The following is a 23037-nucleotide window of genomic DNA, read 5'->3' as shown; positions in this document are numbered from 1 at the left end:
TTTTTAATACTGATTAGGTAATATTATGTCTACATCGGATGCACAGTCTTCTGCAGATTTAAATGCAGAAACAGTTTCAGCTATTGCCAACCTCGCAAGGTTATCTCTTAATGATACGCAATCTGCTGAATATGCTCAAAGTTTAAATAAAATTTTAGGCATGATGGAAACCCTGAAAGGCATCGATACTGACGGTGTTGAACCACTGAAAAGCCCTTTCGACCACCCACAGCCTTTACGTGAAGATGTCGTGTCGGAAAGCAATCATCGTGAGGAATACCAAGCAGTTGCACCTGCTGTACAGGACGGTTTGTATCTCGTCCCACGCGTGATTGAGTAATTACTACCCAGTTCATTCTTTTTATTAAATTAAACGTAAAGAATTATTTCTCATGACAGATTTACACCGCTTATCCATTCGTGAACTGACTGAAGGTTTGGCAAATGCTCAATTTTCATCCCGCGAATTGACTCAACACTATTTAAAACGCATCGAAAAAATTGATGCACAGGTCAAAGCTTATGTGACCGTGACTGCTGAACAGGCATTGGCTCAAGCTGATGCTGCCGATGCTGCAATCAAAGCAGGCAACGCCACCGCCCTGACTGGCGTGCCCATTGCACATAAAGATATCTTCTGTACCCAAGGCATTAAAACCACTGCCGGTTCTAAAATGCTGGACAATTTTATCTCTCCTTACGACGCGACCGTTGTAGCGAAAGGTAAAGCTGCGGGCTTAGTCACACTTGGTAAAGTGAACATGGATGAATTTGCCATGGGCTCAACTTCCGAGTCATCTTACTTTGGCGCGACCAAAAACCCTTGGGCACTGGATCATGTTCCGGGCGGTTCTTCAGGCGGTTCTGCTGCGGTTGTGGCTGCGGATTTAGCGCCATTTGCAACCGGTACGGATACCGGTGGTTCAATCCGTCAACCAGCATCTTTCTGTGGTCTGACTGGTTTAAAACCGACTTATGGCCGTGTATCACGTTTTGGTATGATCGCGTATGCATCATCTCTAGACCAAGGCGGCCCAATGGCACGTTCAGCTGAAGACTGTGCTTACCTGATGAATGTGATGGCCGGTCATGATGCTAAAGATTCAACATCAATGGATAAAGATGTTGATGACTACGTTGCCAACCTGAACGGTACTTCTGTGAAAGGTCTGCGCATTGGTATTCCAAAACAGTACTTCAATGTTGAAGGTCTAGATGCAGACGTGAAAGCACGTGTTGAAGAATCACTGAAAAAACTGGAAGAAATGGGTGCAACTCTGGTTGAGATTGATCTCAACATGACAGAAGCTTATGTTCCAACTTACTATCTGATCGCACCTGCTGAAGCATCTTCTAACCTGTCTCGTTATGACGGCGTACGTTATGGCTACCGTTGTGAAGAGCCAAAAGATCTTCTCGACCTTTACAAACGTTCCCGTTCAGAAGGTTTCGGTGCTGAAGTTCAGCGTCGTATCCTGATCGGTACTTATGCTCTGTCTGCTGGTTATTACGATGCTTATTATGTGAAAGCACAAAAAGTACGTCGTTTAATCCAGCAAGATTTCTTAAAAGCATTTGAATCTGTAGATGTCATCGCTGCGCCTTCTGCACCGACTACTGCATACCGTATCGGTGCAAACCTGTCTCCGGTTGAAATGTACTTGGGTGACATCTACACCATCGCGGTAAACCTTGCAGGTCTTCCTGCGATTAACGCGCCTGTTGGTTTTGACAAAGACAACTTGCCAGTTGGCTTACAGTTGATTGGTAACTACTGGTCAGAATCTCAATTGTTGTCTGTGGTACATCAGTATCAACAAGCAACCGATTGGCATACTAAACGCGCTGCAATTGCTGAGGAGAATGCATAATGGCTAAAAACGCTGCTAAACCAAAATCTAACCTGATTGACGGTTGGGAAGTCGTTATTGGTATCGAGATTCACACTCAGCTTGCGACTAAATCTAAAATCTTCTCTGGTTCTTCTACCGAGTTTGGTAATGATCCAAACACTCAGGCGAGCCTTGTAGATTTGGCTATGCCGGGCGTATTGCCAGTATTAAACAAAGAAGTCGTTGATCTTGCGATTCGTTTTGGTCTGGGGATCGATGCATATATCGATCAGGCTTCTGTATTTGCACGTAAAAACTACTTCTACCCGGATTCTCCAAAAGGCTACCAGATCAGCCAGATGGACAACCCGATTGTGGGCTTGGGTCATATCGACATCCAGCTTGAAGATGGCACAGTAAAACGTATTGGCGTGACTCGTGCGCACCTTGAGGAAGATGCAGGTAAATCAATCCATGACCAGTTTGAAGGCATGTCAGGCATCGACTTGAACCGTGCCGGTACGCCGCTTCTTGAAATCGTATCTGAACCAGATATGCGTTCTGTTGAAGAAGCTGTTGCCTACATCAAAGCAATTCACACGCTGGTTCGCTGGTTAGGTATTTCTGACGGTAACATGGCAGAAGGCTCGTTCCGTGCCGACTGTAACGTGTCTTTACGTCGTCCGGGTCAACCGTTCGGTACACGTTGTGAATTGAAAAACCTGAACTCATTCCGTTTCATTGAACAAGCGATCAATGTTGAAATTGAACGTCAAATGGAAATTCTGGAATGGGACGGCACCATTGATCAGGAAACTCGTCTGTTCGACCCTGTGAAGATGGAAACCCGTTCAATGCGTTCTAAGGAAGAAGCGAACGATTACCGCTACTTCCCTGATCCAGACTTGTTGCCTGTGGTGATTCCAGATGCGCAAATCGAAGCGATTAAAGCGCAAATGCCTGAGCTGCCTGCTGCACGTCGTGCGCGTTTCGTGGCTGACTTCGGTGTGACTGAGTATGATGCTCACGTACTGACACTGACTCGTGAAATGTCAGAATTTTACGAAGAAGTCGTTAAGGCTGCTGGCGGTGCTGCACAAGGTAAGATTGCTGCGAACTGGGTGATGGGTGAATTCTCAGGTGCTTTAAACAAAGCTGGCCTAGACCTTGCTGACTCTCCTGTATCTGCTGAGAAGCTGGGTGGCATGATCGCACGTATTGTTGATAACACCATTAGCGGTAAGATCGCGAAACAGGTGTTTGGCTTTATGTGGGAAGAAGGCAAAACTGCGGATGAAATTATTGCTGAGAAAGGTCTGAAACAGGAAACTGATACAGGTGCGATTGAAGCAATCATTAAAGAAGTGCTCGCTGCCAATGAGAAGATGGTTGAAGAGTATAAATCTGGTAAAGAGAAAGCCTTTAACGGTCTAGTTGGTCAGGTGATGAAAGCGTCACGTAGTAAAGCCAACCCTGCTCAAGTGAATGAATTGATGAAGAAATTGATTGGTTAAAACTGATTAATTTTGGAATAAAAAACCCGCTTTAGAGCGGGTTTTTTATTTTTTCAATAATTTCTTTAATGTTGGCATTAATCTCTTCTACATGATTAAAAAACTGTTCTGATAAGTTTTCTCTAGCAATTTTAGACTCAATGATTTTATGATCGGCTTCTGTTCTATCTTTTTGCAAAAGACGTACTGCTTTGGTTAATTTTTTTGAAGATCCTATTTTTTCTTCAAACAATCCTAATAACTCTAACTTACTAATATCTCGTCCTGATTCATATACAAAATCTTTATCTAAACAATCTTTATTATTTCTAAGAAAATCTTTTAAAGTTTTCTGATTAATATTATCTGGTCCGACTAATTTAAAGAGTTCACTACAACTATCAAAATAAGATTTTTGAGTATTTTCGACTGGAGGACGGCAATAAATATTTTGTACTTTATTAAAAATATTATTCTCAAACAGTGAGTTTAATGACTCTAAGTTGTTAGTTAAATCTGATAATTCATCAGTATAGTTCACCCACGCACCTTCATAATTTCTATTAAAGAATTTTTCATAGGCTTCGTCATTAGGGAGAAAATCTAATTCATGGATATTAAGCTCGTGCGAATGCCAATATCTTTGTTCAAATTCGCTCATGTTAGCCAAATCTTTATATATGGCAACAATGGCTGATTTTCCATTTGCTAATGCTTTTCTACCATGTCTAACATGGATATATCTTTCTTCAGGTGTTTCTTCAGAACAAATATAGATATGCCCACCTGATCTAGAATCATCGAGTTCATAATATTCAGGATAATCAAAATATCGAGCTAATACAGATTCATCAAAAAGTACCTGTGATAACTGATGAGCTCCTAGATATAATCTTTTCTTATACTCTGGAATACTTTTTCTAACTAAATCACTAGAGTAAAAAAATTCTTCTAGCATCTGCTTTGAAGGAAAATATATATGCACCTTAATCGGAGTAAATTCAAATTCTCTCGTTTCTGAGTCTATTGATATTTGAGACAATTCGACATTTGCATTGATAGTCCCATAATTCGCAGCTACTAAATCTTCCATAGCACGCATGACAATTGAATTATCAATTTCAATTTCATTTGCTATTTCTGAACTAGCGGTTCCACCAAATGATTTATTCCAATTTTCTATTGAAATTTTTTCGATATTTTTCTGTATTTCATCTAATTTCAAGGAAAAACTCTCACTTTTCTAATTATGACGGTATAACATGTTAATTTATAAAATCTTTCCAACTTTATTCAAGTGATAATTCTCAACGTAAAATAACATGATCATCAAAAAAGTATCCTCCATCGCTAAACTCGAAGACTTAGGACGAATTCAACTTTCAAAGTCTTTCTTTATGCGTGACTTTCTGTATAGCGAAATCGCTAATTGGTACGGTGTACCCAACTTTCCCGATTATCCTGACATTGCCATTCGAACAGGCACAGAACTGTGCAAACAACTGCTCGAACCTATACAAGAAAAGTTTGGACGTATTGCGATTCGCTCGGCGTATCGCTCACCAAGCGTCAACCAACTTGGTAATGAAAAAGGACATAACTGCGCCAGCAACGAGAAAAACTTTGCTAGCCATATTTGGGATTATCCAGACGAAAAAGGTTATGGTGCAACAGCGTGTATCGTTATTCCTTCATTTCTAGAACTGTATGAAAAAGATCAAACCACCTGGTAACAACTTGCTTATTGGATTCATAACAACCTGAACTATAGCCACCTACAATTTTTCCCAAAACTTTGCGCTTTTAATATCGGCTGGCACGAGCAGCCTACGCGGGAAATTTATAGTTATATTCAGCCAAAAGGTAATTTGCTGCGGGGTGAAGCTGTAAATCCGGAGTTTGAGAAGTTTTATCCTGATTTTTTGTAATTCTCCCTCACCCCCTTGCGAGGCAGTGCTTCTCATCCCATAGGGAGAGGGAGTATCAAATAATTTCATGACTGCATTAATTTAATAGTGAATAATCCCCTCTCCTTTTAGGAGAGGGTTAGGGAGAGGTATTTCTAAAACGAAGTACAAGTGAGGATTAGAGAAAAGTCAAATTTCTGCTATAAAATCAAAAACAAACCGAAGAAAAATAAAAACATGTCAAATCACATTATCTTACTCAGCATTATCCTGATCATTCTTGTGTTCATCATTGGCGCATATCAGTCAAGAAGACGTAAATCTATCAAACCACGCACACTCACAGCCAGACAAAGCAAAATTGCCAACCTTGCCGATGGTATCGAGCTAATTTTCATGCCCATTTTCTGGATCATTAAACTCATGATCGGGATATTCAAATCATAAAGCGGTTGTTAACGATTTTTTTGAATTTGCTCATAAAATCGTGTCTGTCCCATATTGAAAATCACTCAACAGGAATACAATCTGCACATTCTCCCATCCTACCCTTATCATGTCGAAAAACCTCGCTACGCTGATTGGCTTAAGTGCTATTTTACAATGGTCGTCTATCGTGGGGTTACTCAAAAAAATCAGTTTTAGTATTGGACCTGATCTGGCTGTACTGATGATGTATAGCTTAAGCACCCTGCTCTTACTGGCTGTTTTTGGCGTTCCTAAACTCAAAACCATACCCAAATTTTATCTGCTGAGTGCAGCTGCATTATTTCTGGTGTATGAAATCTGCTTTGCCTATGCCGTAGCACTCGCACAAACTGCACAGCAAGCCATTGAAATTAGTCTGGTGAATTATTTGTGGCCCAGTATGACCATTGCGATGCTGATTTTATTTCATGAACTAAAATTTCATAGCTTAGTGGTGGTGGGGCTTAGTATTAGTCTGGCAGGTATTTTTTATATCCAGACAGGCAACGGTGATATTCATTTAGCAACCGTCGTTCACAATATACAAGCCAATCCAACTAGTTACATATTGGCATTCATTGGGGCAAGTTTATGGTCGTTATATTGTGTATTTACCAAAAAATACAGCCAAGGACATAACCCAATCGTGTTCTTTTTCGCGATGGTAAGTGTGGTTCTCTGGAGCAAGACGCTGCTGTTAGATCACGAACAACTGCCGCAACTTCTTAATATTGACTTGAATATTATGCTGTATATGTTGCTGGTTTCGGTCGTAACTGGATTGGGCTATGCAGCCTGGAATATCGGGATTAATCAGGGTAATATCGCAATGCTGGTCGCGTTATCTTATTTTAGCCCGATCTTTTCGTCTATCATTTCGATGTGGGTACTGAATACCAGTCTATCGCATACCTTTTGGATCGGTACGATGATGGTCACCTTAGGTTCATTTATTTGCTGGCTATCGACCAACTGGAATGAAATTCGAGACCGCCTGTTTCCAGGCAAGCTCTATAAAACTTAAACTACATTTTTGCGGTTTAAGTTTACTGCATCTGCAATTCATTAACGGGTGATGCCTAATTTATTCCACACCTCAGGGGTCAAAAACGTCGTGACCAGTTTGCTCATATCGATATATTTGAGTACGCCACTTAGCTGACTTTTAATTTCCGGATTTTTCAGTATTTCCTGACCTGTGACCTGCCCAAGCTCCTGGAAACTTTCGCCCACTGCTTGTACTCCTTCAGCCTGAATCACCGCTTTGGTTTGGGTTGGACATTGCTCAACCAGAATCCGCTGTAAAACTGTTGCTAAATTTCTGTCGAGTGTTTCCTTTTGAGTTGCAGTTACATTGCTAAAAGCTTTTAGATCGGGATGATTACTCAATGCCACGAAAGTCCATTGCAAGACTGTGGTTTTATCGGTGGCCGTCGTGGATTTCATTAAACAGTCACTAAGCTGATCAACTGTTGGACCGGCTGTCGCAATCTGAGTTGCACCCAGCAATGCTGTAGTCATAAAGACTGCCCGAAGACCCGATAAAGCTTTGAATCCCATATTCCTTTCCTTTTTCACCCGTTCAAACTGCTTGAACAATGCAGTTTCTTTGTAGCATGTAAAAGGCTGGAAAACCTGTAGAACTCTGTAACCTGAGAGATAAAAAAATCCCGACATTGGTCAGGACTTTTGGAATCGAATGAGGAAATCAGACTTACCAGATTTTCACACGCTTATCTTCTTCCAGATACATTGGATCTTCTTGCTTGACGCTAAAGGCTTCATAGAAAGGTTTCTGGTTAAGTAAGGTCGCACGACCACGAATGGCTGCTGGTGAATGCGGATCTGTTTTTAACAGCTGTAATGCCAGTTCTGGACGAACTTTGGCACGCCATGCCTGCGTCCAGCCAATATAGAAACGCTGATCTCCGGTATATCCATCAATCACCGGAGCAGGCTTGCCATTTAGTGACAATTTATAAGCTTCATAGGCAATCGCCAGACCTGAGTTATCGGCAATATTTTCACCTAAGGTCAGTTCACCATTGACATGATAGCCCGGTATTGCTTCATAGGCATTGTATTGCTCAACCAGAGCTTTGGTTTTTTCCTTGAATTTTTTATCGTCTTCTTCGGTCCACCAGTTTTTCATGTTGCCGTCTGCATCAAAGCGGCTGCCCTGGTCATCAAAGCCATGACTGATTTCATGCCCAATTACTGCCCCAATTGCGCCATAGTTCACGGCATCATCAGCATTCATATCGAAGAATGGCGGCTGTAAAATAGCAGCAGGGAAAACAATTTCATTGCCCATTGGGTTGTAGTAAGCATTTACCGTTTGCGGCAGCATATGCCATTCTTCACGATCAACCGGTTTCCCCAACTTATCCAGCGCAATGTCATAATTGAAACTGTTGGTACGACGCAGATTACCAATCAGGTCGCCATCTTTAATTTCCAGCTTGCTATAGTCACGCCATTTATTTGGATAGCCAATTTTTACTCTAAAGCTTTTCAGCTTACGGTGTGCCTGTGCTTTGGTTTCTGCACCCATCCAGTCCAGTTTTTCTAGATTCTGTTCAAATGCCAGCAACAGGTTTTCTACCAGTTTTTCCATACGCTGTTTCTGTTCAGGCTGGAAATGTTTTGCGACATAGACTTGTGCCAGACTTTCACCGAGTACGGCATTGGTCATATCAACCCCACGTTTCCAGCGTGCCCGTTGCTCGGTCACACCGCGTAAGGTTTTGCTGTACATTTCAAAGTTTGCATCAGCAAATTCCTGGCTTAAGTAAGGTGCAGCGCCATCAATCAGATGGAATTTGAAATAGGTTTGCCATACATCCAGTGGTGTGTTGCTTAAAATCTTGTTTAAATCTTCAAAATAACTTTTTTGCGCCACAATCACGGTTTTGGTTTTTTTGTCTAAACCCGTCGCTTTAAAATAGGTTTTCCAGTCAAACTCTGGCACCAGGCTTTTGATGTCTTTTAATGTATAAACGTTATACATTTTTTCGAGATTACGGTTCTGCACATTATCCCACTGAATTTTGGCAATTTCAGTTTCTAAGTTCAGGATAGATTGTGCATGTGCAGCCGCTTCTGCTTCCGTTTCACCCGATAGCGTTAACAGCTTAGCAATATGTTTAACATAAGTTTCACGGGCACTTTTCAGTTTTTCATCGTCTTTTAAATAGTAGTCACGATCCGGTAAACCTAAACCACTTTGCCCCAAAAACACCGCCATTTGATCAGACTTTTTCAAGTCAGGAATCACGCCAAATTCAAAAGGTGTACTGACACGGTTCTTTGCATAGTCTGCAAGCAACAAAGTAAAATCTTTCTTGCTTTTCATGGCCTCAATTTTGGCAATATCTGCTTTCAGCGGCTGGATACCTTTTGCATTTAAAGTTTCCGTGTCCATAAAGCTGGCATATAAGCTCCCCACTTTCTGCTCATTGCTGCCATATTCCGATTTGGTTTTCGCCAGCTCTTCTACAATGTCATGTAATTGCTGGGTCGAATTTTCACGCAAAATTGTGAATGCACCCCAGTTTGGCATATCAGCCGGAATTTCTTCATGCTCTAACCAGTGCCCGTTAACATGCTGATAGAAGTCCTGTTGTGGTGCGATTTTTTTATCAAAGTGTTGAAGATGAATCCCCGAGCCAAGTGCTGCAATAGCGGTTTGATCTGAAGCATAATTTGCAGAGGAAACGGCTAATAAAGCACTTACTATGCGGTTTTTAGAAAAATTTTCAAAGCTTGCTATCCTCGCGCTTTACTGCGCAGTTGAATTTATCAATGCGTGTTGACCTGATAATCAAACACTTAAATCTTTATAAGCAGCATATATGCCAATTTTTAAACTGGTCTTGGCTCTGCCTGCTGGTCGTTTAGATAAAAAAATAGGCCAGTTTCTTTTCAGATGAACAGACCTGTTTTTTAAAACCTGTTACCAGATGGAGATTCGTTTTTCAGGTGATAAATACATCTTGTCCCCTTCTTTAATCTCAAAAGCTTCATAGAAACTTTGCTGATTACGGACAGCGCCATTGCCACGTACATGACCTGGTGCATGGCTGGCAAGGTTTAGGCTGTTTAACAGATATTCAGGATTACTTTTACTACGCCAGACTTGTGCCCAGCCCATATAAAAACGCTGATCTCCACTAAAGCCATCAATGACGGGTGCTGGCTGACCCTTGAGTGATAACTTGTAGGCCATATGAGCGATCCCTAAGCCCAGGTTGTCAGAGATATTTTCACTTTTATTTAATTCCGCATTCACCTTATGCCCTGGCAGAGCTTCATATTGTTTATATTGCTCGACTAAGGCTTTGGTGCGTTCATTGAACTTTTTACGGTCGTGCTCGTTCCAGGTTTCTTCACCCTTGCCTTTGGCATCAAAGCGGCTTCCTCTATCGTCAAAACCGTGGCTAATTTCATGTGCGATAACAGCCCCGACGGCACCATAATTCACTGCAGGATCATGACTATCATCATAATAAAATGGCGCCTGCCAGATGGCCGCAGGTAATACGATTTCATTGAGCTTGACGTTATAGTAAGCATTGGCTGTTTGTGGCGACATGTGCCAGGCTTCTGGATCAATCGGCTCTCCCACCTGATCCAGTTCACGCTGGTAATTGAACAGCCGGGTCCGCTGAATATTACCAATCAGATCATCCTTACGAATCTCTAGGGCTGAATAATCTCGCCATGTTTTCGGATAGCCGATTTTGATATTGATGCTATCCAGTTTATGCCGCACTTGTTTTTTGGTATCCGAACCCATCCAGTCTGCCTGATCCAGTTTCAGATGAAAGGCTTTACGGACGTTTTCTACCATTTCCAGCATGGCCGGGCGCTGGCTTTCATTAAAGTGCTGTTCTACATAAAGCTTGCCAAGCACATTGCCTAAAATACCGTTAGTTAGCTTCAAGGCAGACTCATTCCGTGGAGAACGTGCTTGTACACCCTCTAGCGTTTTGTCATAAAATTCAAAATGATGATTTTGAAAAACTTCTGTTAAAAATGGCGAATAACTATTGATCAGATTGAATTTCAAATAGGTTTGCCAGGTTTCAATTGGAACAACCTTCCATAACTGATCCAGCTGACGCAAATAATTAATCTGCGAGATCGCAACCTCTTTTCTTGCACCTTTTAAGCCCAGTTCTGAGAAATAATTCATCCAGTCAAAAGAAGGCATATAGTTAATAATATTTTTAGTTTCAACGAGATAGGTTCTCACCTCATCATTACGTAGCTCCACAGCGGACCAGCTAATTTTTGCCAGTGCCTTTTCCAAAGCCAGGATAGTGCGAGCATCTTCAATCGGCTTAGGCTGACCGGCAAAATTCAGGGTATTGGCGATATAAAGCAGATAAGTATTGCGAATTTCCTGTTGTCGGGGCTGCTCACTCAGGTAAAAATCACGATCAGGCATTCCCAAACCACCTTGCCCAACATACATCATCGCCTTGGAAGAAGCTTTACGGTCCTGATAAAAACGGGTAGAGAATGGCAAATTCAGATTGATTTTTTCCGCATAGGCAAAAAACTCTGCCAGATCTTTTTTGGTCTTGATACTTTCAATCCGCTGCAGGTCTTGTTGCAATGCCTCAAGTCCGAGCTGTTCTAGCCGATCGGTATCCATATAACTGGCATATAGATCTGCGACCTTTTGTTCATTGCTACCTTGCGGATGCTGTTTTTTGGCCAGTTCATTAAAAATGTCAAATAACTGCTGGGTTGATTTCATACTTACTTCAGCAAATGCACCCGACAATGCCTGATCTTCTGGAATCTTTGCGGTTTTCAGCCAGTTTCCATTCACAAATTGATAAAAATCCTGCTTTGGATCAACCGTCCGATCAATCGCATTCAGATCAATTGCCGATTTTAATAAAGTTGTACTCACTGCATAACTCACAGGTGAATGTAGAAATGCACCCACAAGAATCAAATGACTTAAAATATGTTTTCTCAAGCGATAAATCTCATTATTGTGTATGTTAAAAATCAATTAGTTTTTCTTGCTCTGTCCATAAGCACAAAACTGATAATTTTTAAGCAAGAGATATACCAATAATTTTTAGAATATGCCGTTGAATGGGCTTACATTTAATAAGAGAGATAGAGAAGAAAATCTGAGATGGCGGCGGGAAATTTACTCTGAAATGAGGTTCGATTTGCGACCCAATAATAATTAATTTTTATTCCTATCAACAGAATAACTATTTATCTTTTATCATTGATCTTCAAAAGAAAAATATTATTTTTAAGTTCTGCTATGCTTAAGAAATACTTTTTTAAATATCACCAATACTTAAAGTAGATGACTTTTCATGTGCATCTACTTTGCCAAATAAATGATCAAACTGAATGTGAAAACAATAGACTTATTTTAACTGCCGCAACTGATTCTTTGCCCCAGTATGGTTATAGTTGGTGGCCAGATTCTGCAGTACTCGTTTGGCCTGAACCTTGGAATTTGGAATACGGTTGGCATAGGCTGGAATACTGCTTAAACAGCGTGCCACTAACATGCCCGATTCAGTATAGACACGTGTTCCTTCTGTACCCTGTAATTTGCCATAGTTATAGGCACGCTGGGCATTATTACAGGCGTTGTTCAGGTTCTTACCGCTATTGATATCACGGCGTGCAGCTACATACAGTTTCATCTGCTGCTGTTGTGGCGTTTCGATACTACTTGTACGAGCAGCAGGAACAGCAACCACTGCCGGTTCAACAGCAGGGATTTTTATTTCTTTCTTATCGGCTTCTTTTTTATCTACTTCCTTTTTCTCATCTTTGACTGAGGTTTTGGCCGCATTCTTTTCAGCAATTTTATTAGACTTAGCCGTAGCCTTATGGCCCTGATAGAAATGACGCGCTTCAGCCGAGCTTTGAAGTTTGCTCAGGATCCGGACTACACGGGTAGTATTATTTTTTTCTGGCTGACGTTCAGAAATCGGCTCAATAGAAACAATCCAGTTTTGCCCTTGAGGCATCGTACATTGATAAGCACCAATGCCTTGGGTGACATAACGGTTTTTGCTTAAACGGTTTTTCTGGGCAGAATCTTTTACTGAAGCTAACTGGCTTTTGTATAACAGAGAAAACTTGCCACCCCGTTCATGACAGTACTGGCTTAAAGTGGTTCGTGGATAGAGGGATTGTGGCTCTAAATGCTGCTTGGATTTTTCCCATGAATAAACATATTCTTTTGCCGAACCGTCAGCCTGATTCAGGTTTCTTTTAACAATCAGTTCTTGAGGACTTACATAAGGATGCTGCATATCTGATTTCATTTGCTGAATACTGTTACATCCAGCCAGGCTTGCTACACATATTGTTGGAATTATTAATTTTAGCTTCACTGCTTATCTCCCCCAGGCCTCTATAACATATAGCAAATGTGCTAAAACAACAATCTCAACAGATTGATAAATATAAAAATATAGCGAGACCTACCACTAAAAATGAGGAATAAAATGCCTAATCCATCTAGCTTATAGCCGGATAAATTGATCGAATTAACATTCTCCAAGCCAGTAAATACGCTGGATTATTCGCCAATTAGAAGATAGAGCAGTAGAAAAAAAGATATAAAAAAACCGAAGAAACAGATCAGTTCTCCGGTTACTCATTCAACAAAAATTAGAGATATTATTATCATGGATGATAATGGCAATTATGCTCTCTATCGCTGTCTGAATGAGATTATAATTTGAATAATTTCCTTTACGTACACTAATTGTTTTTATACGCCATATTATTGGAAATTAAACACCACCCTGGCTGGCCTTTAAAATTCTAGACAAGAAAAAATAGCTTGAATACCCTAATATTGGGATGTTTTGTGCCATTCATCCTAATTTTTTCGCACCTCTCCAGATCGTAATTTTCAATTGGATTTTGAGCAAAAATTAATCAATAAAAAGCCAGACCTATGATGGTCTGGCTTTTAAAATTGTCGATAAATATAAGAAAAAATTAATCGAGATGGGATTCAAATGCTTTCAAACGTTTATAGATAGAGAGCAGTTCAATAATTGTAGGCCAAGATAAAATCAGGTACTGGAACGATTCACGAACCTTACCGAAAACATTCAGGATCTGCATCATTAAACCCAGTGTAATCGCACCCGCGGCAATACTTGGAAACAAAATAAATAATCCGTAAATATTGTCCAATTGCAGATACCAGATGCGCACCATATTGAAATAGGCATAGTGGAAATACAAACGGAAATAATTCGTACGTACCCGACTAAACAGTTCTTGCAAGGTAAGCGGGTGAGCACGATCAGCATAATCTTCACCATAAACCAGCTCTTTACGATAAGCCGCTTCAACTTTCTGATTATTGAATTCCAGTCCAGGGAGTTTCATTCCGACAATCATTAAAATCACAGTTCCCAGAACTGCCCATCCGATCGACGCCCACATTAATGCATGCGGTATTTCACCGACAATGGGCAGTACTTTTACATGACTCGATAACTCATACAGGATTGGCAGGAAAGCCATTAATAGCATCAGAGATTCAATGAATGAGACACTCAGCTGTTCCGTAGTTTTGGCAAAACGCATGGTATCTTCCTGAATACGCTGTGACGCCCCTTCAATATGACGTAACTTTTCCCAATGTGCCGTATAATAGTCATTCATTGCCGTCCGCCAGCGGAATACATAATGACTGACAAAGAACAGGTTAAACACTGCCAGCGTGACATAGACCATGGCAATATAAATAAAGGTCAATGCACCTTGATATAAGAGACTGACATCTCCGCCCCCTTGCGTGAGCATATTCTGGATCTGGTCATAGAAAGGGCTATACCATTCATTTAAGACGACATTAACCTGCACCCCAAACCAGATATTGAACAGGATAAAGGCCGAGCCCCACACGGACCAGCGCTGCCAGGGATGTTTCGCTTTAAAATACCAGAAGGTAGCGAATATCGCGGTACTCACAAAAAACCAGAGATAAAACCAGAGAAATTTTGGCGCCCAGAAGCGGCTGATTCCTATCGGCATTTTAAGATCATGATAACCTTCGGTCATACCCAAATAGACACCCCAGCCTGATCCACCACTATGCCAAAGGCCAAGATTGATCAGAAACCACAGTACCAGACTACTAAAGAACCACACTGGTTGTGGAAAAAATGACTTAAACATTGGGGCTTAATTCTCCTTATAGATGTACGGGTCATCCAAATGACGCACAGTTTATTCTTATTTTCAGACTTTCAACGAACTGCAGCATAAATTTGCAATTCAATGTAAAAAATTACATACAAACACAAAATCGCTAAAGCTGAATTAATATCAGATTATATGATTCTTGCCTTAATACTAGCGCATAACGTACGCAATAGAATGGAGGAGATCATGACTGGCCTGTCAAAAAGTGACAAGCAGATTTAGCGCTAGATTGACTATTTGTCACCGTTTGTCTTTTTCTCTTCTTTTCGTCGGTAAATAAACTGAAAATATTCGAGTTTAAGAAACACAAATCGTTTGAAAATTAAATCTTAATCTCTATCCCTTTAATTTACTGACTTAAGCGCTTTTTAAGAAAAATTGACCGACTTGTTGACTTATGTCTCGGTTTTTCAAAAATTAGTTAAATGTGCAAAAATCATGTTAAGATTAAAAAACAGCGAAGTATCAATATTTGGGAATAAAAATATGGAAAGTTCTGTGATTGAATTACTTAAGCCAGTGACCTTGGAAAAGGAAAACTGTCACCCGATTATTTTTGAAGCTGGTACTGTTTTAAAAGTTTTGATGCAAACCCCTACCAGTCTTTTAGTCAGTAATGATGATGACTTTAACTTTACTATTCCATTGAAAGATGAGAACGATGTCTGGAGAGAGCTATAAGCACTCTGCTCTCCTCTTTATGGGGTTATGTCTACACCTAGTCTCTCAAAGATATAACCCTCTCTCTTCTATGTAGCACCAAGATTTTATAATTTATCCTTCCTTTCAAAACTGGCTTTAATAAAAAATTAATAGGCTGCGCTATATTTATATTTTATATTAAATGTGTTTTTAAATATTTCTAATTTAATGCCTATTATTTAATAGAAAGCTAATGAATTAATTTCTAGAAATATAAATCAAAACCATTTTTTTACATTAAATAATCAAAAGAGTCTTATTTATAGCACTCAAAATTACTCAATCACTTAATATGCAATACCTTAAATATCATTATTAATATATTAAAAATCACTGAAAAATTATTTTACAAATATACAAAGAATATCAATCTTTCCTACTGAATATTTCCAAATTTTACAAAGTAACTTTACATGTCAAAAGTGTTTCTTTTCTGCGCCTAACACCAATTTGAAAAATAGAATATGTTATAAAACTAATTAGATTAAAAATCACACAGTTTAACTCTAATTTTTAATCTATTTTATATCATGTACTTAGGTGGATTTATGTCAGGCATACATAGGGAACAAGATTTAGAAGATTCATCTAGCTCATCTTTTTATATATCGCCAAAGATGATTTTAAATGATTGCAACCTGAATATGGACTCAGACCAGGTTGTTTTATTTCTTGATATTGACGGAACAATCTCTGAATTTCACCCAGATCCAGATAAAAGTATAATTCAACCTGAAATTATAAATATATTGAAAAATTTACAACAATATATTCAGCTGATATTAGTTACGGGTCGTTCTATTTTACAAGCACAAAGACTTATTCATCCTCTGCAATGGAATATCGCTGGATCACATGGTCTGGAATTAATCTATCAAGCTGATTTAAAGACATTAATCTCTTTAAATAAGCCGCAGCTACAAGCCCTAAAACAATATATTCAGGAACAGGCAGTTCAAATCCCTGATTTGCGGATCGAGGTTAAAGATTATTCTGTTGCGCTACATTTTCGTGAACATCCTCAACTGGAAGATCGCGTACATGCCTTTGCGTTGGAGTGCCTCAATCAGTTTTCAGACTTTGAGTTAAAAGCTGGCAAATATGTATTTGAGTTGGTACCCAAAGGTGCCAATAAAGGTTCAGCGATTCAACAGATTATTCAGCAATACCATCTCACTGATCATTATCCCATGTTTATCGGTGATGACCTGACCGATGAAGCCGGATTCAAAGTCATCAATGCTCTTCACGGCTGCTCAATCAAAGTAGGCCCTGGCCAGACCCTGGCACGGTACAGACTGGAAAACGTCTCTCAAGTTCAGGCCTTCCTGAAAGAATTTTTAAAGGTAATTGAAGTACAAAAACAACAACGATTGGAGAAATCACATGTCTAAACTCATTGTGTTATCAAACCGTGTGAATCTACCTAACCCAGAAAGTATGAAGGCTGGTGGATTGGCTGTTGCATTGCAGGATGCATTGCAAGATATAGGCGGTATCTGGGTTGGATGGAATGGCTCCAGAGTTGACCAGAACAAGGAACAGAAATTTCAGATTCTGAAACATCAGAATGTGGAATATCATACCAGTGCACTGAGCGAAGCCCAGTACCAGGGTTATTATTGTGGTTTTTCTAATAATGCCTTATGGCCGTTAATGCATGACCAGCATCAACGTGTTGAATATCAGCCGCAGGATTTTAAAACCTATAAAGATGTCAATTTGCGTTTTGCCAAACACCTGAAACAGGTGGCTTCACCACATGACATCATCTGGATTCATGATTATCATTTTCTGAGTGTTGCGCATTACTGTCGTAAATTAGGTATGCGCAACCGGATTGGGTTCTTCCTGCATATTCCTTTCCCCGAACTAAAACTTTGGCAAACGCTGCCTCCTTATCAGGAACTGGCCCGACATCTGGGAGATTTTGATGTCATCGGTCTGCAAACTCCACGCGATCAGGCCAACTGTATTGATTTCCTGGAACAGGTATTAAATATCCAGCATTGCAATGATGAAATCCTGAGTTATCAGTCTAAACGGATTTATGTGAAAGCTTATCCAATCGGTGTACACCCGGCGCAGATTCAGAAGCAGGCTGCTGAGAGCCAAGTCACTGACCTGCCCTTTGATCTGAATAAAGCACATGCCCATAAGACCATTATTTCGGTTGACCGGATTGATTACAGTAAAGGGCTGCTGGAGAAAATTCATGCATTCCAGGAGTTGCTGGATGAACAGCCTGAATTTAAAAATCAGTTCCAGCAATTACAGATTGCCTGCCCATGCCGACTGGATGTGAACAGCTATAAAAAACTTTATGAACAGTTCCAGGCTGCGGTGCAGAATTTAAACCATCAGCATGGTAATGCAAACTGGCTGCCTTTTGACTGTAGCTATGACACTTTAGGTCATGAAGCCCTGATGCAGCTCTACCGTAAGGCGGATATTTGCTGGGTGAATTCAATCCGTGACGGGATGAATCTGGTCGCCAAAGAATATATTGCTGCACAAGATCCATTGGATCCAGGCGTACTGATCCTGTCTAAATATGCCGGGGCTGCCGAGCAAATGAAGGAAGCCTTGCTGGTTGATCCTTATGATCAGGACAGTATGGCCAAAGCCTTGAAAAGAGCCTTGCGTATGCCTAAGTCAGAACGTTTGGAACGTTACCGCTATTTACAGCAAGGCTTAAAGAATTTCGATATCATTCGCTGGCGTGATCAGTTCCTGTCGGACCTGAAAAAATCACAAAGCTTGCGAATTTATCGACCAGTGGCCAAAGGCATCTCGACCCAGTTCAATATGCATGCATAAGTCTGAAAAGCCCATAAAAAACAACAGCTTTATGCTGGTGTTTTATGGTCTAGGCCGGCAATAAGACCTTCTGCTTTTTCTGATTCTTTGTGACCGGCAGTCAGATGGTTCAGGATTACAATGCTCATTAAAGCAACTGCGATGACTGTAAACACTAAACGCAAGCCAATAATTTCACTACCGAAACCTACCAGCGCTGGTCCGATCAATGAACCGGTATAAGCAAATACCGATACATAAGATAATGCCACATGAGAAGCCATAGATTTTTGGCGGCCTGCACGAGAGAACATTAACGGAACGATGTTGGCGCTACCTAGACCCAAGATCGCATAACCGGTTAAAACGACTTGCCATACTGGTGCAAAGATCACCATGAATAAGCCTGCTGCAGCCAGTAAAGCACTTAGTAAAATAGTGGTTTTTTCACCCAAGCTTTGAATGATGAGATGACCGCTAAAACGTCCAAGTACCATCAAGCCAGCAAAGAAACTATAAGCCAAACCGGTATGCGCCGCAGGTACGTTAAACTGGGTTGCCAGATAAATACCGCTCCAGTCCATCGCTGCGCCTTCAGACAGGAAGGATACAAAACAGATCAGACCAATACCTAAAATTGCGAATGTTGGTAGCGCTTTTTTCGCAGGTTTTGCTGTAGCTGTATTAGTTTCTTCTGTAGTTGATGACTGACCACCTAAGCAGAATGGAATTGCCAGCATCGCAATCGCAAGCAACATCACACTTACGACCAGTGCGCCAGTTAAAGGTGCCAGACCAAATCCCATTAACGTGGTCATGCCTAATACACCAACCAGACCACCCAAGCTACATACGCCATGGAAACCCGACATCAAACTTTTATCCATGAGTTTTTCAATCTGGGCAGCCTGAATATTTACAGTTACACCTAAAGCGCCTGCACTGGCCCCAAAGAAAAACAAGGTAATTGCCATCATCAAGCTGGTAGGACTAATCGCTAGCGCTGGCAGGATGAACAGAAATGCAGCCAGAATAACAGCCAGTACTGTACGGCAACCAAACTTGCTTGCCATACGACCTGCCAATGGCATGGCCAGCATTGAACCTACTCCGGCACATAGCAAAAGTAAACCAAAGTCAGCATGGTTCAGCAATAAGCGCTGCTGCGCATAAGGAATTAATGGCGCCCAGGCAGCTGTACTAAAACCTAGACTAAAAAAACACAGTGCAGTGGCGATTTTCTGCCAGAGATACGGTGATGGAGACTGAAGACGAGAAATTAGCTGTGAATTTAACATTGTCATTCCAAAAGAAAGAGCTCAGGCATCCATTACCGATCATCCATAGAAAAACCCCGCGGACTTATAGCTGAAAAATATAAGTAGCAGGGCTTAATTTGTGTGAATTATAAACAGAATTTTTCTAAATGAAATAGCTTTTAGAGATGAATTTTTAAATTTTTTACAAGTAATTGATTGTATAAAATTTATAATTTTATAGTTTTATTTGTATACGCTGATCGGTTTTTTCATTGCTTCCTGTAACTCAAGCTTTTGTAAAAAACAGGCGAAACCTTCAGCAACTTTTGACCGTAGACGGCTACTGGTTGTTACCCTTAATTGATTGGACCAGGTAATTTTGACTCCTGCCTGTTGTAAACGGCGAACAAAGTCGACATCTTCATGACAATCTAGCTGGCTAAATCCGTTAGAATTATTATATATACTTGTTTTAAAACATAAATTTGCACCATGAATATGCCGATGATCCATTTTGTCCTGATAGTGGCCTAAATATTTTAGTCGGGCTTCCAAGCTTAAATTTTTCCATTCGTCCACTTCAACGACCCCACAAATTGCGTCAGTGGGTTGGTGCTTCCACATGGCTTTGAACCAGTCTTCCTGTACACTTGAATCCGCATCAGTACAACAGATCCAGTCGCATCCTTGTTCAATTACTTTTTGTACTCCTAAATGACGGGTCTTACCCACTGAACGAAAGTCACAACTAATGACGTCCACCCCCAGTCGCATCGCTTTGATCGCGGTTTGATCGGTACAACTGTCTAAGACAACTAAAATCTTAATCTCGGGAATATTTTCTGATGAACCAAGGTATTGATAAAATTCAAATTGTGCTTTTTTTAAGGCCAGCAAGCAGCGTTCTATAAAGGCTTCTTCATTACAGGCAGGAATAACCACGCCAATTTTATTCATTTAAGGCCCTCTTGCTCTGCCACAGATTGTGGGCTATTCATCCAGACATCAATTAGAAAATCAGGTTCCTGAAGTTGTGAACATTTTCTGTAAAGTAAGTGTGCATTTAGATGGTCATGAATATCATCACCAGTAAAGCTAAAACCTGAAATCGGTGCCCGCCAGTGACAAGCCAGAATACAGCCTTCTGCATCAAGAGCGTGGTGCAGCCAGTGGGTCAATTTCTCTAAAGCGGCCTGATCCAGATAATATAAGACTTCACTCAGCACAATTAGCTGGAATTTACGCTCTGGCAAGTCTTCCGGAACAACGCCTTGGACAAAACTGACATGAGAATAATCTTGCAGGCGTTGTTGTGCCAGCCGGATCGCTGTCGTATTGGCATCCAGACAGATGAGTTCTCCAGTATGAGGAGCCAGTTCCTGACTTAGCATGCCATTACTGCAACCGATTTCTATGGCAGATTCAAAATGCAGTTTGGGCAAGAGTGCTTTACAAATTTGACGTTTACGCTGTTCATACCAGCGCTGTTCATAATGCCATGGATCTCCCTGATTCAACGCATATAAAGCATCAAAATAGGCATGATCATAAGTTGATTTACTGTTCATACAGATAAACCTCCCATGGCTGTAAAACACGCTCTAATGCATGCTCAGGGACAATCGGTGCCTGTTCTGTCGTCGGATCATTCTCAATCTGACTTTTGAAACATCGTGCAGCTCGGGCTTTACATTTTAATTCTTCATCTGTCAGCCTGAGTTTGTGCGCAACCGTCCAAGGAATTCGGGTATCTCCTGGTGTGGCCCAGTGCCACGCCCAGATTAAAACTTGAATATATGGTAACTGTAGCTCAGTGGCGAGTTGCTGGACGACCTGCCCAGTTATTTCATGATCTGGATGTCCATCATGAACAAAAGTCGTGACCAATACATCATTAGGCTGTAAATATGAATACAATTGCTGTTTGAGCAAGTCTCGCTGCTCAGCCACTTTTCCATCCTGAATATCCAAAGCAATCCGAAGAACTGGCTGTTCTAAGGACAATTCTTCGAGAGCTTGGCGAGTTTCTGCTGGACGAATCTGGTTCAGTTCTTCTGGCGTATACAGACTCGAACCGGGATGACTGGCCGTACCATTAGTCACTGCAAACAGTACAATCTTATAGCCGAGTTTATCCAGACGTTGCATCAGTCCGCCACATCCCAGAATTTCATCATCCGGATGCGGTGCCACAATACAGACTCTGGCATCTGCAGGAATTACATTGGAAATATTAAATTCTGGTATCTGTTGCAGTATTTCGCAGTTACGCCATTCTTCCACCCGTGTCCCCTCCCCATGGATCACACGATCTTCGACAATCTCATGTTTTAAAGTGCCCATAGTTCTTCCTCCTGTGCGCTTAGTTCTCCAATACGCTCAAGATCAAAAGCAGCATGGCTTTGACGGATAAATACCGGCAGATCTGCTGCGAGCTGGGCAAAATAAGAATTGGTACAATAAGGCGATGCGCCAAGTGCTTTTCCGACCTGGTTCAGTACATTTAATGCAGTGGCTTCAACCTGCGCACGCAAAGCCTGAATCTGAAGTTGATGAGGAAATTTAGGTTGCTGGTCAATCAATTCTGCAACCCGATAGAACAAAGCCTGAGTAGCTAAAAGATCACGGCTGATTTCACCCAGATACATGGCTTTATACATATGTGGTTTTCTTAACTGTTCCTGCTGCAGATATTCAGCAAGAGCTACTGTCGCACCATACCAGCAAGCGGCAACGCCTGCTGCTCCATACCAGAATCCCACCCGATCCAGATAAGCATGTGGATCGGCAACTTTTTTGACAGGGACCTGATTAAATTCCAGTTGAGCCGTGGACGTATGCTGCATTCCCAAAGCTTGCCAAACAGTATGGTCATGCTGAATACCAGGCTGCTGCATATCTACAATTAGCAATTGAGAGCGATTTTGTTCATCCCGATACGTCAGTAAACCTGACTCTACCCAGCTCGAAGCGGAACACCAGGTTTTGATGCCAGTCAGCTTGCCTTCATCCAGCTGCAATGGTTGAGGCCCTCCTTCTGCTGCCCAGACTGCCCAGAGCTGATGAGGATTTGCCGGAATATTTAATTCATGCAGAATTGCGAGTGCATCCAGATGCGACTCAAATATTTTACCCAGACTTAAATTGGTTGCCGAGATCTGGCTTAAAATTTGCCAGCGTTTTAAAGTTTCCCCTGATGCAGGAAAAGGAACCTGATCCGAAAGTTGCACCAGTTCCTTCAAAGTCATTTGAATATTTTCTTTAGGTTCTAATGATGAATTTTTAAATCTTTCTAATATTGAACTGAGGTCCATAAAAGTGCTTCCTCAAAAATATCGATATTGTGGTC

General features: G+C 41.0%; 20 protein-coding genes. 9 read left to right on the top strand and 11 right to left on the bottom strand.

Going from position 1 to position 23037, the window contains the following annotated elements; translation table 11 throughout:
• The first annotated feature begins 25 nt into the window (after positions 1-25).
• The 3 genes from gatC to gatB are packed head-to-tail and all read left to right on the top strand — an operon-like array spanning position 26 to position 3346.
• Positions 26-340, top strand: coding sequence for an Asp-tRNA(Asn)/Glu-tRNA(Gln) amidotransferase subunit GatC (gene gatC / locus FTV34_RS11050; RefSeq protein WP_005234479.1), 315 nt, complete (start codon positions 26-28; stop codon positions 338-340).
• Between the two features lie 52 nt (positions 341-392).
• The gene (gene gatA, locus FTV34_RS11045) at positions 393-1871 is read left to right on the top strand and encodes an Asp-tRNA(Asn)/Glu-tRNA(Gln) amidotransferase subunit GatA (RefSeq protein WP_004783101.1); all 1479 of its coding nucleotides are present in this window, start codon (positions 393-395) and stop codon (positions 1869-1871) included.
• The gene (gene gatB / locus FTV34_RS11040) at positions 1871-3346 is read left to right on the top strand and encodes an Asp-tRNA(Asn)/Glu-tRNA(Gln) amidotransferase subunit GatB (RefSeq protein ID WP_180070176.1); all 1476 of its coding nucleotides are present in this window, start codon (positions 1871-1873) and stop codon (positions 3344-3346) included. Before gatA ends, gatB begins: the two co-directional genes overlap by 1 nt.
• A 31-nt stretch (positions 3347-3377) precedes the next feature.
• On the opposite strand, the gene FTV34_RS11035 is transcribed toward gatB, so the two are convergent.
• Positions 3378-4550 carry a hypothetical protein gene (locus FTV34_RS11035; RefSeq protein WP_163171869.1) on the bottom strand — a complete coding sequence of 391 codons (1173 nt, stop codon included), beginning with the start codon at positions 4548-4550 and terminating at the stop codon, positions 3378-3380.
• Between the two features lie 97 nt (positions 4551-4647).
• On the opposite strand from FTV34_RS11035, the gene FTV34_RS11030 reads away from it, so the two are divergent.
• The 3 genes from FTV34_RS11030 (at position 4648) to yddG (ending at position 6724) form a co-directional block, all read left to right on the top strand.
• Positions 4648-5058 carry a hypothetical protein gene (locus tag FTV34_RS11030; RefSeq protein WP_257226153.1) on the top strand — a complete coding sequence of 137 codons (411 nt, stop codon included), beginning with the start codon at positions 4648-4650 and terminating at the stop codon, positions 5056-5058.
• Positions 5059-5469: 411 nt separating this feature from the next.
• Positions 5470-5679 carry a hypothetical protein gene (locus FTV34_RS11025; RefSeq protein WP_180070174.1) on the top strand — a complete coding sequence of 70 codons (210 nt, stop codon included), beginning with the start codon at positions 5470-5472 and terminating at the stop codon, positions 5677-5679.
• A 109-nt stretch (positions 5680-5788) separates the two neighbouring features.
• Entirely contained in the window at positions 5789-6724 is a 936-nt protein-coding gene (gene yddG / locus FTV34_RS11020) for an aromatic amino acid DMT transporter YddG (protein ID WP_180070172.1), read from the top strand.
• Between the two features lie 41 nt (positions 6725-6765).
• Here yddG and FTV34_RS11015 read toward each other — a convergent pair whose 3' ends face one another.
• The 5 genes from FTV34_RS11015 to sbmA form a co-directional block, all read right to left on the bottom strand.
• Positions 6766-7260, bottom strand: a complete 495-nt coding sequence (locus FTV34_RS11015; protein WP_180070170.1) for a hypothetical protein — start codon at positions 7258-7260, stop codon at positions 6766-6768.
• A gap of 154 nt (positions 7261-7414) precedes the next feature.
• A complete protein-coding gene (locus FTV34_RS18095; protein WP_180070190.1) occupies positions 7415-9472 on the bottom strand; it encodes a M13 family metallopeptidase in 2058 nt (685 codons plus the stop codon).
• Between the two features lie 183 nt (positions 9473-9655).
• Positions 9656-11695, bottom strand: coding sequence for a M13 family metallopeptidase (locus FTV34_RS11005; RefSeq protein ID WP_180070168.1), 2040 nt, complete (start codon positions 11693-11695; stop codon positions 9656-9658).
• 412 nt (positions 11696-12107) lie between these two features.
• Entirely contained in the window at positions 12108-13091 is a 984-nt protein-coding gene (locus tag FTV34_RS11000) for a hypothetical protein (protein ID WP_180070166.1), read from the bottom strand.
• A gap of 616 nt (positions 13092-13707) precedes the next feature.
• On the bottom strand, positions 13708-14901 hold the full coding sequence (sbmA, locus tag FTV34_RS10995) for a peptide antibiotic transporter SbmA (RefSeq protein ID WP_180070165.1): 1194 nt from the start codon (positions 14899-14901) through the stop codon (positions 13708-13710).
• Between the two features lie 513 nt (positions 14902-15414).
• Here sbmA and FTV34_RS10990 point away from each other — a divergent pair.
• From FTV34_RS10990 to FTV34_RS10980, 3 genes are all read left to right on the top strand, one after another.
• The gene (locus FTV34_RS10990) at positions 15415-15609 is read left to right on the top strand and encodes a hypothetical protein (RefSeq protein WP_125279298.1); all 195 of its coding nucleotides are present in this window, start codon (positions 15415-15417) and stop codon (positions 15607-15609) included.
• A gap of 569 nt (positions 15610-16178) precedes the next feature.
• Positions 16179-17024 carry a trehalose-phosphatase gene (otsB, locus tag FTV34_RS10985; protein WP_180070163.1) on the top strand — a complete coding sequence of 282 codons (846 nt, stop codon included), beginning with the start codon at positions 16179-16181 and terminating at the stop codon, positions 17022-17024.
• Entirely contained in the window at positions 17017-18450 is a 1434-nt protein-coding gene (locus FTV34_RS10980; protein ID WP_180070161.1) for a trehalose-6-phosphate synthase, read from the top strand. The genes otsB and FTV34_RS10980 overlap by 8 nt, the downstream gene beginning before the upstream one ends.
• Positions 18451-18479: 29 nt before the next feature.
• On the opposite strand, the gene FTV34_RS10975 is transcribed toward FTV34_RS10980, so the two are convergent.
• From FTV34_RS10975 to FTV34_RS10955, 5 genes are all read right to left on the bottom strand, one after another.
• A complete protein-coding gene (locus FTV34_RS10975) occupies positions 18480-19727 on the bottom strand; it encodes an MFS transporter (RefSeq protein WP_180070159.1) in 1248 nt (415 codons plus the stop codon).
• 204 nt (positions 19728-19931) lie between these two features.
• Positions 19932-20645: a glycosyltransferase family 2 protein gene (locus FTV34_RS10970; RefSeq protein WP_180070158.1), complete on the bottom strand. Its 714-nt coding sequence runs from the start codon at positions 20643-20645 to the stop codon at positions 19932-19934.
• On the bottom strand, positions 20642-21256 hold the full coding sequence (locus FTV34_RS10965) for a class I SAM-dependent methyltransferase (RefSeq protein WP_180053704.1): 615 nt from the start codon (positions 21254-21256) through the stop codon (positions 20642-20644). The genes FTV34_RS10970 and FTV34_RS10965 overlap by 4 nt, the downstream gene beginning before the upstream one ends.
• On the bottom strand, positions 21246-22031 hold the full coding sequence (locus FTV34_RS10960; RefSeq protein WP_180053705.1) for a PIG-L deacetylase family protein: 786 nt from the start codon (positions 22029-22031) through the stop codon (positions 21246-21248). Before FTV34_RS10960 ends, FTV34_RS10965 begins: the two co-directional genes overlap by 11 nt.
• Positions 22019-23002, bottom strand: coding sequence for an acyl-CoA dehydrogenase (locus FTV34_RS10955; protein ID WP_180070156.1), 984 nt, complete (start codon positions 23000-23002; stop codon positions 22019-22021). Before FTV34_RS10955 ends, FTV34_RS10960 begins: the two co-directional genes overlap by 13 nt.
• Positions 23003-23037 lie beyond the last annotated feature (35 nt).

Source organism: Acinetobacter sp. YH16038 (assembly GCF_013417275.1).
Taxonomy (GTDB): Bacteria; Pseudomonadota; Gammaproteobacteria; order Pseudomonadales; family Moraxellaceae; genus Acinetobacter.
The sequence above is the reverse complement of the archived record's forward strand: the minus strand, read 5'-3'. Positions and strand labels throughout refer to the sequence as shown.

Coding starts and splice junctions, on each gene's coding strand:
- otsB (WP_180070163.1), top strand. CDS start 16,179: ATGTCAGGCATACATAGGGAACAAGATTTAGAAGATTCATCTAGCTCA.
- FTV34_RS10970 (WP_180070158.1), bottom strand. CDS start 20,645: ATGAATAAAATTGGCGTGGTTATTCCTGCCTGTAATGAAGAAGCCTTT.
- gatC (WP_005234479.1), top strand. CDS start 26: ATGTCTACATCGGATGCACAGTCTTCTGCAGATTTAAATGCAGAAACA.
- FTV34_RS10990 (WP_125279298.1), top strand. CDS start 15,415: ATGGAAAGTTCTGTGATTGAATTACTTAAGCCAGTGACCTTGGAAAAG.
- gatA (WP_004783101.1), top strand. CDS start 393: ATGACAGATTTACACCGCTTATCCATTCGTGAACTGACTGAAGGTTTG.
- FTV34_RS10980 (WP_180070161.1), top strand. CDS start 17,017: ATGTCTAAACTCATTGTGTTATCAAACCGTGTGAATCTACCTAACCCA.
- sbmA (WP_180070165.1), bottom strand. CDS start 14,901: ATGTTTAAGTCATTTTTTCCACAACCAGTGTGGTTCTTTAGTAGTCTG.
- yddG (WP_180070172.1), top strand. CDS start 5,789: ATGTCGAAAAACCTCGCTACGCTGATTGGCTTAAGTGCTATTTTACAA.
- FTV34_RS10975 (WP_180070159.1), bottom strand. CDS start 19,727: ATGTTAAATTCACAGCTAATTTCTCGTCTTCAGTCTCCATCACCGTAT.
- gatB (WP_180070176.1), top strand. CDS start 1,871: ATGGCTAAAAACGCTGCTAAACCAAAATCTAACCTGATTGACGGTTGG.
- FTV34_RS10960 (WP_180053705.1), bottom strand. CDS start 22,031: ATGGGCACTTTAAAACATGAGATTGTCGAAGATCGTGTGATCCATGGG.
- FTV34_RS11025 (WP_180070174.1), top strand. CDS start 5,470: ATGTCAAATCACATTATCTTACTCAGCATTATCCTGATCATTCTTGTG.
- FTV34_RS10965 (WP_180053704.1), bottom strand. CDS start 21,256: ATGAACAGTAAATCAACTTATGATCATGCCTATTTTGATGCTTTATAT.
- FTV34_RS11030 (WP_257226153.1), top strand. CDS start 4,648: ATGATCATCAAAAAAGTATCCTCCATCGCTAAACTCGAAGACTTAGGA.
- FTV34_RS10955 (WP_180070156.1), bottom strand. CDS start 23,002: ATGGACCTCAGTTCAATATTAGAAAGATTTAAAAATTCATCATTAGAA.
- FTV34_RS11015 (WP_180070170.1), bottom strand. CDS start 7,260: ATGGGATTCAAAGCTTTATCGGGTCTTCGGGCAGTCTTTATGACTACA.